Annotated in this window: 16 protein-coding genes and 1 tRNA gene; 8 read left to right on the top strand and 9 right to left on the bottom strand. The window is 38.8% G+C overall.

The genetic code is table 11. The features are described from left to right. The first annotated feature begins 265 nt into the window (after positions 1-265). The 4 genes from A4R26_RS21085 (at position 266) to A4R26_RS21070 (ending at position 3,469) form a co-directional block, all read left to right on the top strand. Entirely contained in the window at positions 266-1,516 is a 1,251-nt protein-coding gene (locus A4R26_RS21085; protein WP_081168037.1) for a T9SS type A sorting domain-containing protein, read from the top strand. Positions 1,517-2,099: 583 nt separating this feature from the next. Next, positions 2,100-2,297 (top strand): hypothetical protein, encoded by a 198-nt coding sequence (locus A4R26_RS21080; RefSeq protein ID WP_081168034.1) that lies wholly within the window; start codon positions 2,100-2,102, stop codon positions 2,295-2,297. Between the two features lie 645 nt (positions 2,298-2,942). Beyond that, positions 2,943-3,152, top strand: a complete 210-nt coding sequence (locus tag A4R26_RS21075; protein WP_081168031.1) for a hypothetical protein — start codon at positions 2,943-2,945, stop codon at positions 3,150-3,152. 243 nt (positions 3,153-3,395) lie between these two features. Continuing rightward, a tRNA-Pro gene (locus A4R26_RS21070) sits at positions 3,396-3,469 on the top strand. Between the two features lie 646 nt (positions 3,470-4,115). Here the strand turns inward: A4R26_RS21070 and A4R26_RS21065 are convergent. From A4R26_RS21065 to A4R26_RS21040, 7 genes are all read right to left on the bottom strand, one after another. Next, positions 4,116-4,472: a hypothetical protein gene (locus A4R26_RS21065; protein WP_081168028.1), complete on the bottom strand. Its 357-nt coding sequence runs from the start codon at positions 4,470-4,472 to the stop codon at positions 4,116-4,118. A gap of 424 nt (positions 4,473-4,896) precedes the next feature. Further along, positions 4,897-5,094 carry a hypothetical protein gene (locus A4R26_RS21060; RefSeq protein WP_081168024.1) on the bottom strand — a complete coding sequence of 66 codons (198 nt, stop codon included), beginning with the start codon at positions 5,092-5,094 and terminating at the stop codon, positions 4,897-4,899. A gap of 251 nt (positions 5,095-5,345) precedes the next feature. Next, positions 5,346-6,002, bottom strand: coding sequence for a rhomboid family protein (locus A4R26_RS21055; protein ID WP_081168020.1), 657 nt, complete (start codon positions 6,000-6,002; stop codon positions 5,346-5,348). Positions 6,003-6,107: 105 nt separating this feature from the next. Beyond that, the gene (locus tag A4R26_RS21050; protein ID WP_081168016.1) at positions 6,108-6,293 is read right to left on the bottom strand and encodes a hypothetical protein; all 186 of its coding nucleotides are present in this window, start codon (positions 6,291-6,293) and stop codon (positions 6,108-6,110) included. 16 nt (positions 6,294-6,309) lie between these two features. Beyond that, complete coding sequence (locus tag A4R26_RS35075) at positions 6,310-6,474, bottom strand: hypothetical protein (RefSeq protein ID WP_165760359.1); 165 nt, start codon at positions 6,472-6,474, stop codon at positions 6,310-6,312. 2 nt (positions 6,475-6,476) lie between these two features. Further along, positions 6,477-7,010, bottom strand: coding sequence for a DUF6933 domain-containing protein (locus A4R26_RS21045; RefSeq protein ID WP_081168013.1), 534 nt, complete (start codon positions 7,008-7,010; stop codon positions 6,477-6,479). 43 nt (positions 7,011-7,053) lie between these two features. Continuing rightward, complete coding sequence (locus A4R26_RS21040) at positions 7,054-8,424, bottom strand: ADP-ribosylglycohydrolase family protein (protein ID WP_081168009.1); 1,371 nt, start codon at positions 8,422-8,424, stop codon at positions 7,054-7,056. 334 nt (positions 8,425-8,758) lie between these two features. Between A4R26_RS21040 and A4R26_RS21035 the strand changes: the two genes are divergently transcribed. The 4 genes from A4R26_RS21035 (at position 8,759) to A4R26_RS21020 (ending at position 11,218) form a co-directional block, all read left to right on the top strand. Next, complete coding sequence (locus A4R26_RS21035) at positions 8,759-9,136, top strand: ArsR/SmtB family transcription factor (protein WP_242674976.1); 378 nt, start codon at positions 8,759-8,761, stop codon at positions 9,134-9,136. A gap of 4 nt (positions 9,137-9,140) precedes the next feature. Further along, a complete protein-coding gene (locus tag A4R26_RS21030) occupies positions 9,141-9,611 on the top strand; it encodes an SRPBCC domain-containing protein (protein WP_081168005.1) in 471 nt (156 codons plus the stop codon). A gap of 4 nt (positions 9,612-9,615) precedes the next feature. Then, on the top strand, positions 9,616-10,236 hold the full coding sequence (locus A4R26_RS21025; RefSeq protein ID WP_081168001.1) for a dihydrofolate reductase family protein: 621 nt from the start codon (positions 9,616-9,618) through the stop codon (positions 10,234-10,236). Between the two features lie 415 nt (positions 10,237-10,651). Continuing rightward, a complete protein-coding gene (locus A4R26_RS21020; RefSeq protein ID WP_081167997.1) occupies positions 10,652-11,218 on the top strand; it encodes a Crp/Fnr family transcriptional regulator in 567 nt (188 codons plus the stop codon). A 162-nt stretch (positions 11,219-11,380) separates the two neighbouring features. Here A4R26_RS21020 and eptA read toward each other — a convergent pair whose 3' ends face one another. Both eptA and A4R26_RS21010 read right to left on the bottom strand, forming a co-directional pair. Then, positions 11,381-12,910: a phosphoethanolamine--lipid A transferase EptA gene (gene eptA, locus A4R26_RS21015; protein ID WP_081167994.1), complete on the bottom strand. Its 1,530-nt coding sequence runs from the start codon at positions 12,908-12,910 to the stop codon at positions 11,381-11,383. After that, complete coding sequence (locus tag A4R26_RS21010) at positions 12,891-13,718, bottom strand: phosphatase PAP2 family protein (RefSeq protein WP_081167990.1); 828 nt, start codon at positions 13,716-13,718, stop codon at positions 12,891-12,893. Before A4R26_RS21010 ends, eptA begins: the two co-directional genes overlap by 20 nt. Positions 13,719-13,816: the final 98 nt, after the last annotated feature.

Raw genomic sequence — 13,816 nt, 5'->3', positions numbered from 1 at the left:
TGATCATATTAACTATTTTGCTTCAGTGAAATAAAAATATTTAAATTTGTAAGAAGCTGATCTACCGTTACTGTGATCGTGAGTGGCGAAGCCATATGATCAGCTGATTCAATTATCCTTTAATTGATCCGGCAGCTTTTAGTTCCTTATTCTTTTCCCAATTCAGGTCATATTTCCCATTTAGAACACCTCTGTCATAAAAAGAACGTATTTCCGGTTTGCCATACGGCCTCATCTTAAAACATAAAGTCTAAAACAGAAGATTATGTGCAAAATGATCAGATATATGCTGATGCTTGCTGTCTTTCCGGCCGCTGTTATCGGTCAGTCAGATAAGATCACCTATGCCATCACATCTGCCAGTAAGGGAAGCAACGACTGGGTTGCCTTGCGATCCCTGAATATGAGAACGGGGAAATTAAGCCAGATGCTGTTAAACATGAACGACCGGGGGCTGCTTCATTATGATGTGGCAGCCAAAAGGTTTAGCGATAAAACAGCCTCGCCGGTTTTGCCCATCGCTTTTGTGGTCAATAATCCTGCTGCACCCAGGGGAAACTCCGGAATTGCAGCCATGGCTTTCGACCAACGAACGAACCGGCTGTTTTATGTGTCTATGAGCGATGACATGCTGAGGTATATCGATCTTTCCACCATGAAAGTTTTTGCCGGGCCCGACCTGTCTTTTAGCAAGGCAGGGAATTATACATTTAAGATCAACGATCCTGTTAACAGGCTGGTAATAACGCCTGATGGGTATGGTTATACTATTACTTCCGAAAATCGGCTGATTCGCTTTACAACAAATAACAACCCATCTCTTACCGACATGGGCGGGTTGAAAGACGATCCCGGTAACAAGGAAAACTCAGTATACAATACCTGCAGCAACCTTGGCGGCGATATGGTTGCCGATGATGCAGGCAACCTTTATCTAATTACTGCCAGCAACCGCGTTTATAAGATCGAGATCGAAACCAGGCTGGCAACCTACCTTGCAACCATTACAGGTTTACCGGCTGCATTTACAACCAATGGAGCTGCAATAAACGAAAACGGGAAACTGCTTGTCAGCAGTTCGATTTACACAGCGGCATCCTTTATTGTTGACCATACAACCTGGAAGGCTTCGCCTTCGCCCGCCATACAGGACCTGTATGGCATTGCCGACCTGGCAAGCAGTAATGTGCTCGCCACTAAAAAACTCATCCCATCTGTCATGTTATTTGGCAAGTCACTTTTAAAAACCGGCAACATCAGGGTATATCCCAATCCTGTGTTGTTCGATGAAGTAAATATTCAGTTCAATGACCTGCCCACCGGTAAATACACGATTGAACTGGCAGATCCGCTGGGAAGAAAAGTAGTTAAACAGAAAGTATTGCTGACAACACAAAGACAAACCGTACTATTACAGATCCCTACCATTACGGCACAGGCTTTTTACTATATACGCATTCTGAATGAAAAAAATGCCCTGGTAAGCACGCATAAGCTGGCGGTAGAAAGGTGGTAGCTTTTTGAGTTTTTGAAATATAAAATACATCCCCGTTGTTAAAAGCAGCGGGGATTTTTCTTTGTTTCAATAACTTATTATCCGGTTTCCTTCATGCTGCATCGGGAAAGATAAACATCGCCTATATTTGAGTTCTAAGCGACCTCACATCAAAAAATGGGCATGAAAAGTTTTCAATTAATATTCCTTTGTTTGATATGTGCTGCTAAAAGTTACTGCCAGGGAGGCCGGATAGTTATAGAAATTACAAAGGACAAACAAATCGGGGAAATGGGGTTCCCTTCAAAGGGATATATGGTGCGCCCCTGCAAGCATTGACGGGGGCGAATTTTTAAAAACTATTTGTCAAATCATTTTTCTGCGTTTGCCTCTCGATAAACCGCGATCATCTTCCCTTTTACAAAAGCATGGCGTGTAGTCGTATTTCAATTTTTTCCCGGTTCAGTATAAAAGAGCGATGAACCCCTGCAAACCCCTGATGCTGCAAATGGCAGGGTGTTACCTGGTGGCTACAGTGACCTTTATCACCATGCCTGGCCTGCGTAACCGCTATCTTCACGTTACATATTAAAAACGATCAGCAATGAATAAAGATGAAAAACTGATCACCTGGTTCAGCAGGCTGCTGCGGTGGCTGCTGGGAGCATTTTTTATGGGGGCAGGTATCGTTTATGCCCATAAGGGAGGCTGGCCCGCTATTTTGTTTGGAGCGCTGATACTGGTTACCGGCTTCTTCAAACCCAAAAGATGTATAGGTGAATGCAGGATCGATCAGCAGTGACCGCGGCCTGCAACAGCACGCCAGGCAGTGAATACGATCAAATTGAGCGATAGTATCAGGTGATTTCTCATATACTGCTATCGCCGGCAGAAAGTTCGCTTTCAGCAGGTAATTCGAACCTTTGCATACATTATGGCGGATGGAACGCATCATAAACTAATTTTAGTATATTACACGAGGTTATACAAGCATTTATTGATCTGCTCTTCGTCCATACTACACAGGATATCGCCAGATCCTCACAAGACATTCACGAGACTTTCACAAGACCTTCACAAGACATTCACGAGACCTTCACAAGACATTCACGAGACCTTTACGGGACATTTACGAGACCTTTACGGGACATTTACGGGAAGGAAACCCTGGTATAAAGGCATCCAAAGCCGTATTGAATAGTCATGGAATCCTCTCTGAACTATTATTACAGGTATGTTTTCGCTACCTTAATGGTAGCAGACTTGCAGGGGACCACTCAGCGCATTGTCTAAAACCAGTCCGGGTATTGTATGCGACTGGTCATGCCGCAGTAAAGTCGTGTAGTGGTCTGGGAGGGTCCGTGTACAATACCCAGGCGGCTAAGCTACCATTTAGCTACAAAAAAGTCGGTATGCCCATGTGTTTCCAGGCAAGAAAATAGGGGAGATGGTTACAAAACTCGCCCAATTCCATCCCGATAAGATCTTCCCGGAATTTTCTGCCAAATTTCAACCAACGTGGGACAGTATTTATAACGACAACCTGCAGGGCAAAGAACCTGTGGTGGAAAAAACAAGAGCCCATGCAATCTTTCAGTTGGGCATGCCCACGGCAAAACTCTTTGAGGTCATAGACCTGGATCAGGAATTGAATTAAGCCGGCTTTTATGTTGGAAAAAGTAAATTGAACAGCATACCGTTGATAAGGGTGGGAGTGTAGCAGATCTAATCTTCGTAAAAAATCCGATCCACCGGGGGAGAGAGATAAAAAATTTTATCATTTTATACCATATTTTTCAGGAAATCAATTTTTTAAGCTAAATTTGCAACCCCAAAAGCGATGTAAGGGTATTGAAAATCAGCCCAGAAGCTCATTTTTTAATACTGGTGCATTGAAGTTCGGGTGGTGGCGCAGCCCGGTAGCGCACTTGTATGGGGTGCAAGGGGTCGCTGGTTCGAATCCAGTCCACCCGACGAATAAGAAAGGTTCTGACAAAAATCAGGACCTTTTTTTATTAAATCAATCATAATAAGTTCCATGAAAAAGAAATTCGACGGCTTGTAGTTACCAAAATAACTACACATGAAACGTCACCATTGTTTGAAAAAGACAACCCACCGCCGGACCTATAATCTGGTAAGGAAAAACTTATATGCAATTTGCCCCCGCTGTAGATGGCATCCAAACTTCTGGAAATCCTGTATTGACAATCCATATATACATATGTATTTGGCGGATGGCACAAGCCAGGTTAAGAATCCTGCCAACTGGAAACTTGTTTCCAGGAACAGAAAGCAATGGATGAAAAAGCGTTTTATTAAAGTAAAACGGGATAGATGGAATGGGTTTGCAACGTATTATGGTTGGTAGGTGATTAAGTTGTCCAGCATAATTAAAAGGCCTTGAAATTATTTACAGATAAGAGTTTCAAGGCTTTTTTCATTTTTATATAGCATTCTATACTCCCGAAGAATTTGCCCATCTGTGTCAACAATAAATTTCATTCTGAGCATTGGTAGAGAGGTTACATCATAAACGGTATCCTGGGGAATCCTTATATTTTTATATAAAAAACGTTTGTTGAGCAGTTATTATCTCTCCATTCTTGACAGCCAGGCACTACATCCTTGCTTTAAAATTTTCGAATGCAGCTAAAGTTGTCGGCAGCAAATGGCTTCTCAATAAACCAGACTGTTCCCCGTAAAACTTTATGTTATCATGCAGTCGGGTGATACTATCGCTGTCTTCACCTCGTTGGAGCTCAAACAGTAAATTCCAAATTCTATGCGATAACTCGTTCAACCATTTGAATGCTTCTACTTTTTCAGCATCAGATGGTTTATCATCTGACCATATTCCACGAGAGGTAATTGTAAAATAAAACATTAGGGCTTCCAGGAACTTCATTTTCTTGTGTATTGTAAGCGCATAGAGTTCATCGAAGACTTCCTGAAATTGTTTATGTGCTTCATTCATGGCCGTATCATTTCTGTTTAGTTATTCGAATGATTCTTTCTTCCAGATCAGGAACATAATCTTCAGGATCATATTGCTTACTTTCCTCATTGAGCTTTCTTGCTTCCCGAAATAAAGTTTAATGGCTTAAAAGGCTTTTATGTTATCAACAGATTCTGAACTCCATTCTTTGACTACTGCTCAATTGCCTGATAAGCAGTTGTATCACCTTTCTCGCATAGTCAAAGAAAACCCGTGAATGTTGTGAAAGTTCGAATCCTTTTCGATTTAAATAATGATAGGTAACACTGGCAATATAGTTTCGTCGGATTCTAAATTGTCTACGGTTGATAAAATAAGTGATTATCTGACGTCGATGTCTGCTGAGACAGAATCAATAAAAGTCATTAAAATAAACAATAATTAATATTAGAAGAAAAACATTCTATTTCTTGCCGAGTTCATCTATCATTATGCTTACAGCAGGACCGAACACAATTCCAATCAACGACCCAAAAATTAATCCTTGGCCAACATTCTCTAAACCAAACACCATTCCGATAATCATTCCCACGACGGCGCCAATGACTAATCCGAGCCCAGAATACTTCACAAGTTGACTCATGGAATTTTTATCTCTCATATTCTTTCTTTTAATTAATTTAATTATTTCTAAGTTAATGAATCGCAAACGAACATTCCACAAAATTTTTTGGGAATGCTAAATGTATCACCAAGTCAAAATAGTATGGATAAGTTTTTTCGTTTGCGCGAGCACAACTCCTACCTATGTTAAATATTTAATCCATGCGTAAGCTCCTGAAATTTCTAATAAATCTTTTATAAACAGGTTAGAAATTGTCCAGCCCACCCGACAAAAATTTACAGGAGTCTTCAAGTCGTTAAATTTGAATGCTCTTTTTGGTTCGAAATCACGCGGCTATTTCGGTGAATTGCTAAAGATAGAACTCCACCAACCAATAAAGATGGAGCATGACCGTCTTCAAAAAAACATAATACGGTTGCGCCCAAAAAACCGGCCATTGGTATTAAAATATAACCCCGTGGAAAATTTTTACGGTTAAGAAGTATATACATAAACAATGAGCCCATGGTTCCATATAGGGCTGTCGATGAACCGCCGCGGCCTGCATTCCAGTAGAAGTTAACGATTTGTCCCGCTAAGCCTGCCCCAAAATAGACCAGCACGACACGCCGACCGTAAAAATGTTCCGCAACCGGCAAAAATGCAACAAAGAAAACACCGTTAAACAGGCACTGCCATATTCCCATTGGTTGGATAAAAAGAGGACTAATCAACCGCCATACCTCACCTGATAATAAAGCGTCCTTGTTGCGGTCTAATGTATTAATTATTTCAGGAAAAACAAATTGAAGACTTGTTACGATAAACGTTAAAGATATTATGCTTATACTTATCCAAAGTTTTCGAAAATTTATTTCCATTCCCCTGAATTTATAAAAATTATAGGCAAAGAACATTGCAGGTGGCAACACAAGGAGGTTTGCGACATAATATATAATATTCATCTGTTCTATATATGAAGGTTATTGCTTATCGCACAATTGAAGGAAATCGAATTTATAAAGACAGATAAGCATGCTATGTGTTTTAATCGGCTTCCTCCTGTCTGTTTATCTCCCTTTATTTTCTTCGTTCAACAATGACTGATATTTTACCAAGGCAGCTGTAAAACTATATAAAAGGAAATGCTTTTCAGCTTCCTGATCTGATTTTGCCATTTTGTCGTTCAAAATCAAGTGGTCAACCCTATTCTTATTAATCCAGCGTTGAAGCTTGCAAACATTGAATGTATCCATATAAATATGCTTGACATTAGAAATTGTATTCTCTATTGCCGATGTCAACGCTGGAGTTACTGTTTAGGTTAATCGATAAGGTGTTGTTCGTTTTGTCAACAGTTCCATACAGCACGTAGGTGGTGCCTCTGAAATCTACAAAGTAGCAGATCCATATATTTTTGTTGGTTACATGTCGCATGCTTATAATATTACATTTTGATCTTTCCAAAATTCAATAGCAGTTCTATAAGGGTTACTTTTGTTGCCTGTTTGATAGAGATAATTCATCATACTTTCTTCCAAAAGATCCTGTGAAATGTTTTCATAAGTTTCAAATCTGCGACTATGAATTTCCAGATGAATTTCCAGATGAATTTTCATTTGATTTATATAAGCAAGCATCGACCTGCTGTTCGTTTTAGATACTACATACTCATCGGCAAGACCCGTTTCCGACTCTATAAAAGAAGATTGGAAGTCAAATTTCTTCAATAACAGGGGCAGCCGGTGCTTGAACTCTTCCCAAGTGCCACTAATGGTTTTCCCACGGCAGATTATGGAGAGCAGAGATGGCTCGTGAACATACATTACCATCAACTTCCCGGTAAAACCAGTTGACAACAGACTGCAATACCAACTATGAAGCATTTGTCCCTCTGTTGCTTGTGAAATATGCAAGGACGCTGTGAGTCGGGAAGTATTAAGTAGTTTCTGAGCTGCGTGAATAATAAGCAAATTAACAATTGTCTCGTTTTAGGGTGTCCATCGTTCAACGGAGTTATTGCTTTTTCAACATTTTCGACAATTTATGTGCAGTATCGAGAATATAGGTGCACTCCTTGATATTCGCGAACATACCGGATGCGCTCCTGGAAAAATTTGACAATCCAATAAATGCGCCCATGATCTGCCCCGCAAGCGAAGCATTGGTATCTGTATCTCCGCCACAAAGTATGATTTCAGTAAGCACCTCTTCAAAACTGCTTTCCCTGATCTTATCAGCCGCAAAAATGGAAAAAGGTACCGATTCAATAACATGTCCGGATGTGCCCACTAAACCTGCCGCTTCGCGAATACCTAATGAGGAATTTGCCTGTAATTTTAAAAGATTATCCCGTACCGCGGTATCCGGCAGTTGGGGCGTAATTAATTCCAGCAGACTAATTCCAGGCAACCACTTGTTTGTTATAATGTAATGTAAAGAATAGAGGATTGCCAGACTTCCAACATACGCTTCATCATTCTTATGCGTGATACTACACACGTCACGAATAAGTGTTCTATCTGTTTCCGGGTTGATAAAAAAAGCAAGTGGGGCGATGCGCATGGCGGCTCCATTGCCTGCAGCATACTCTCCCGACCGACCGGCAAGCGCCCAATGAGCTCCCATCTGTAAATCCCTCAGTGCCTTCAGAGTACTGGCGCCAAGCCCGGTCAATTTTCCTTTATTATACCAGGTGATCATGTAATGTGCAATGCTGGCTGCAGATACCTGTCCGGATTCGATAATGGATTCGCAGGTAGCCAATGTAAGTTGCGTATCGTCAGTTATACCATGAACCATCTCTGCATTTATCCTTTCTATGTTCGATTGGCCTTCATAAAAGCTACCTATGGCGTCACCGATGGCGCCGCCAGCCAGACAACCTCTCAGTCTGTCACCGGAATTGATCTGTACCGGTTCATTTCCTGCAATGTTTGTGGTATCAGGCGTTGCGTAGCCAACCATTGAATGCTTATAAATTGCGTTGTTTTCTTCGGATATATTCGTTGGCATAGGAAAAGGAACATCTTTTCCTAGTAGTAGGCGGGCAATAAGGTAATTCAGGAAAGCAACATCGTACGCATTATTTTGCTGATTATACTGTGCCTTGTTCCTGTTGACTATTGTTTTAGTAACCACATACGTGTTATCTTCCTGGGGTTGCATGATAATTTTATAGATATGGAATCCTGTCCAGCTACGATGAATATTTAGTATGTGGTTTTCGTAATAAATGAACCATTTATCTTCCATTTCTCTTGGAACTAAGCCCAGTCTTACACGTTCGAACTCTTCTGACGAAAATATTCGGTGAAAATGTAAATTGTCAGTCTCATCGGGCATTGGTTCGGTTTTCCAATCTGTTTGATGTGCGATATTAGACATGGTTGGAATAGCGTTTATTAAGCAAAATACTGCAACCTTTCTGTATTGGCCCCAAAAAGCGAAAAATACTATTGATGCAGCTGGTGTTACCCTTTATGGCCCAATATCGCCGTAATAGACAAAAACTAGCCAGCTTCAGAAATTCGTTATTCCGGCACACTGATAAATGGCCATTTTGAAGACGAATGGGAAATTTCAATGGTTACATTGCCAAAGGAGAATACCCACAGGAATATATTGAATGGGTACATGGACTCTTTATAAAGAAGAATATATTTATCATACCTAATCAAGCTGCTCGATATTTTCGACACAATTAAAATATCAAAAAAATTTGCGCAAGTCAACGCTTGCACATAAATTTGCAAGAATTCCCTTGCGCATTATGAAGCCAATAAGAGATATTTTTCAGGCAATAGCAGATCCAACCCGTAGGCAAATTATTGATATGTTGGCTCGTGAATCTCTTAATGTTAACGCTATTGCCAAAGAATTTAATATTACCCGACAAGCAGTTTCGCTGCATTTACAATTCCTTAATGAATGTGGTCTTATTGTGATTAAGCAACAAGGCAGAGAGAGATATTGCGAAGCCAGGCTGGAAAAATTAAATGAAGTAACAGCATGGGTAGATCAATACCGGAAATATTGGGACAAAAAATTTGACTCGTTAGAGGATTATCTGGCAAAAATTCAAAAAAAGAAAAAATAGAAAGATGGAATACAACACATTCAGACAAGAAGAAAATATGCTCATACATACAAGACTTATTGATGCACCAAGAGATTTGGTTTGGGAAGTATGGACAAACCCTGAGCATATTAAAGAATGGTGGGGGCCAGACGGTTTCTCGCTGACTACCATATCGATGCAGGTAGAACCCGGTAAAACATGGGATTTTCTGATGCATGGATGGGGGAAGGACTGGGATAACAAGATAACGTATGTAGAAGTGATCAAACCGTCACTTTTGTCTTATAAACATTCCGGTAGTGACGCAGAATATAATTTTGAGGTCACGGTTTCATTTGAAGAGGTGGAGGGAAAAACGTTACTCACGATGAAATCAACATTCAAGTCTAAAGAGATCATTGATGAACTTAACAGAAAAGTAAATGCCATTGAAGGGGGTAAGCAAACGTTAAACAGACTTCAGCACTACATTAAAGCACTAATTAATAAATAAGCATATGAGTAAGATTATTTTTGATAGCGGAATATCGCTTGATGGTTTTCTGGCCGGCGAAAACAGGGGGCCGGGCAATCCAATGGGGGGTGTGTCAGGTAAAATTCATACCTGGATGTTTAAACAAAAGGCATTTTGGAAACACATCAATATGGAAGGCGGCGATGAATATGGTGCCGACAGTAAATTAATTGATGACGTATTTGCAAGAACAGGTTCCTATATCATGGGAAAACGAATGTTTGAAGAAGGCGAAGTGCATTGGAAAGAGAATATATACAAAACAGATGTTTACGTGCTAACACATGAAAAACGGAAACCGTGGGTTCAAAAGGGAACAACAACTTTTTATTTCATCAATGACGGAATACAAAGTGCATTAGAAAAAGCAAGACAGTCAGCCGGAGAAAAAGATATAAGAATACAAGGAGGCGCCAATACTATTCAACAATTTCTCAACGCAGGGCTTATCGATGAATTTTTCATTCATATTGCGCCTGTTTTTTTAGGAAGTGGCATCCGGCTATTTGATGGTATTGACCAAAACATTTATGATATTCAAATTGTTGAAGTAATACCTTCCGACCTAACAACACATGTGAGATATAAATTGACCAAGAAATGAGAACAACCTATCTATAACTATCTTTTTCCGGTCTTCTTCTCTTGTTCTAACAGGCTCTCAACTAAAGTTCATTAAGGCTAATTCATTTTAATTCTCTTTTCCAGGTCCTGAAATGTATTTTAGTGTCATCTATTAAAATATTCCCTGCCGCTTAAATCCCGGAATCCTGCGATCCGCCAGGGGAGGGTAGGTCAGTAAATAAGATTCTATACGAACTTTGGGAATTGGGCCCCCTGAGCACAATGCGCAAAGGTAGTCACATAAATTATTTTTTACCATTTGGTAAATAGCTCCTCTGTTTAATACCCGAATTTTGGATGTCGAACAAGAGATCTGAAGGCCGGAATGACAAATTGGAAAGAGATAACCAGATAGGATTTAATTCGCAGGAACACCATCATTTTAACCTGTTTTCATGGAAGAACTGATTCAATACATTTTGAAATTTGGCAGCCTCAACAAACAACAAATTGAACTTATCGTAAATAAAGGAAAAGCACTAACTATAAAGAAAGACAACTACTTTTCTGAAGCCGGAAAAATTCCGAAACAGGTTGGCTTTATTGTTGACGGGGTTATCCGGGGCTGTTATTATAACAATAAGGGAGAAGAAATTACACGTTGTTTTATCATGGAAAACAGCCTGGTGTGTGATTACGTGAACTTTGAGGCAAACACTTCGTCTTCAGAGTACCTTCAGGCCGCTACAGACTGCAGCCTTATTGTTTTTTCCAAAACAGATTGGGAGGAACTCTCCCATATTATCGTGGGGTGGGACAATATAAAAAATAAAATGGTACAGCTATGTATGTACCAAAAATCAAGAAAAGGTCCTGTAATATCGCAGGATGCTACCACCCGATATGTAGAGTTTCTGGAAAATTATCCCTCGGTCATTAATCGTGTTCCCTTGTCGTATATTGCCTCATATCTCGGCGTAACACAGCAATCACTAAGCAGAATACGGAAAAATATCCGGTAATTTACTTTTTACCTTTTGGTAAAAGGTTTTTCTGTATTTATAGGAAGTCGAAATTTAGCAAAGCGGTTTGGAAGCCGTTAAGAAATTAAATGAAATGTAGAATAAGCTGAAAGAGGACCCCTTCAGATCGTTGGATCTGAAGGGGTTTTTAGTTTGCGTCCGCTATTTAAAAATGTTCAATTCCTCATTATAAACAGGACTTTGTATGCCCAAAAAATTTAAAACACTATGAAAGACATGGTTTTGTGACAATGAATTTTCTGTCTTCTGTTGTTTTAAACTGTTATCAGATGTCCAAACTATAAAAGGAATGTCATATTGTTCTTTCGGCGCCAGACTCAAAGGCAAACCATGCATGTATAGATTTTTTTCTCCTAAAGATTCGCCATGGTCGGAAACAAAAATCATTGCACTTTTATATTCCTTTAATTGTTTTAAATCTTCTATCACATTGTGCAAAATATAATCGGTATACCCAATCGTATTGTCATAAGCATTTACCAGTTCAGTATTAGAACATTTTGCTAATTCAACACTATTGCAGACGGGCTTAAAAGTTTCGAACTGAGGTGGATATTTCCTGCTATACTCAGGTCCATGACTTGTACTTGTGTGCAATATTATCAATACCTTAGTTTTTGTACTTGCTGCTATTTGCGCTTTCAGGTTATTCAAAAGAACTTCATCGTATTCGCATCCATCGCCTTTACAATCTTTCATCAGCGCTTCTTTGTTCAGGTAGTTTTTTATATGAACGGGCGGCTCTCCCCAATTTGTAGTTCTCCACACAACCTCTACGCCATTTCTATATAAATAATTGGGTAAAATCTCATACAACTTGCCGGTATTTTTATGTTCTAAAATACACTTTACACCTGCAGTGGTGTAGGTGGCGCAAGAGGTAGCATTAAAATGAAATATACCAGGGGTTTTTGAAAGAAGGGGATTTGTATTTTTACTGTACCCGTATAAAGAAAAATTTTCACTTCTGGCGGATTCTCCTATCACTAAGACTACAACCGATTTCTGGTTATCTTTGATGGCAGCATCTGGCAATAATATTTCTTTTTCATTTTCCTGCTGTTTATGTACAAACAAAAGAGAAAGATTTACTGTGTAACTCCATGGCATTGCAAGCCCGCCTAATGTTTTTGAATTTTTATCAATCCACAACCAGTTTTTTGAATTGGCAAACGCTACAATTAACATAAATAATAAACCAGCTGAAGTGATAATTAAAAATCGCCTGAATGTTACATTTACTATTTTGGCTTTAATGATAACAATGCCAGGAATAACACCAAGCAGAATTACATAGAATAGTAATTTTAGCGAAAAAAAACCAGCCGCCTCAGCATATTTGGTATTCAGTACATTACCGACCATACTTTCGTCTATTATAACACCGTAAGTATTGACAAAGTAAACTGCAGTTGCGTTGACAATAAAGAATAATACCAGGATAATTTTTCCTACAAAGCGGAATAAAAAGAAAATCAAAAAAAAGGCAAAGGAATTTGCAACCAGCATTAGAATAATAAAACAAATAATAATGGTAATACCGTTAAGACTTTTATGATCGATATTATTAAAAACAAATTTGAAAAATGGAAAATGAAAGAATAAGAAATTAAGACAACTTATTAATAAAGAAAAGTGAACGATGTTTATATTATTTTTTAATAAACGCATAAACTATTTTATAAAATGGAACAATCAAGCCGATTAATGCCAAATAAAATATTATCAAATTTTTGCAGATTATCTGGTTGATCAATGACACACAACAAGCCAGTATTAAAAAAATAAAAATCGGATAGTATTTTTTATGGTTAACCCAGGACCAGATTTTATATTTCCGGCTGATAAAGATTCCTGCCAGTCCCGAGATATACCCGATAATACTGCCAATAATAACATCAAGCGGATAATGTGCTCCTACGCCTACCCTTGTAAACGCAATAGTGAATCCTGTTATGATTGTAAAAAGAACCCATAAAATTTTAGAAGGCAGCTTTTCGGGCATAAATGCAAACAACAAAACAGTAAATGTTGTAAAGACTGTAATTGAGTGTCCGGAGGGTAAACTGGCATGTCCAACAGCTTTTTTTCCGATGATAACAAAACAATTATTATCAAATACCACGGCAGGTCGGGGCACCCGGAATATATTTTTTAAACCGACAGAAAATATAAGAGAAGCCAGCGATGCAGATATTAATGACTCCCATATTTTAGGCGCATACAAAATGAAAATACTTAAAAACGACAAAATAATTGAAGCATCCCCTAATTGGGTAATATTGTAGATGATATCTGAGAATTGGCCTAAATGATAATTAATAAAAAGGAAACTGTCCTTTTGAATCTGTACATATTTATCGGTATGTAAAGAATCCCTGTTGAATAAAAATAAAACTATTGCAATTAACAGGGATATGGGCAAGGAAAATAAAGATGGTTTGACTTTGGAATAATTGTCAATAACATTTACGTTCATTACACGTTAATACTTTCGGCTAAAGTATATTTTTGATGACCCCGTATATTTTATATATACCAAATGCCTTACTTTATATATTAAAGCAGCCTTTACAT

This window comes from Niastella populi (assembly GCF_002078015.1).
GTDB classification, from domain to species: domain Bacteria; phylum Bacteroidota; class Bacteroidia; order Chitinophagales; family Chitinophagaceae; genus Niastella; species Niastella populi.
The sequence above is the reverse complement of the archived record's forward strand: the minus strand, read 5'-3'. Positions and strand labels throughout refer to the sequence as shown.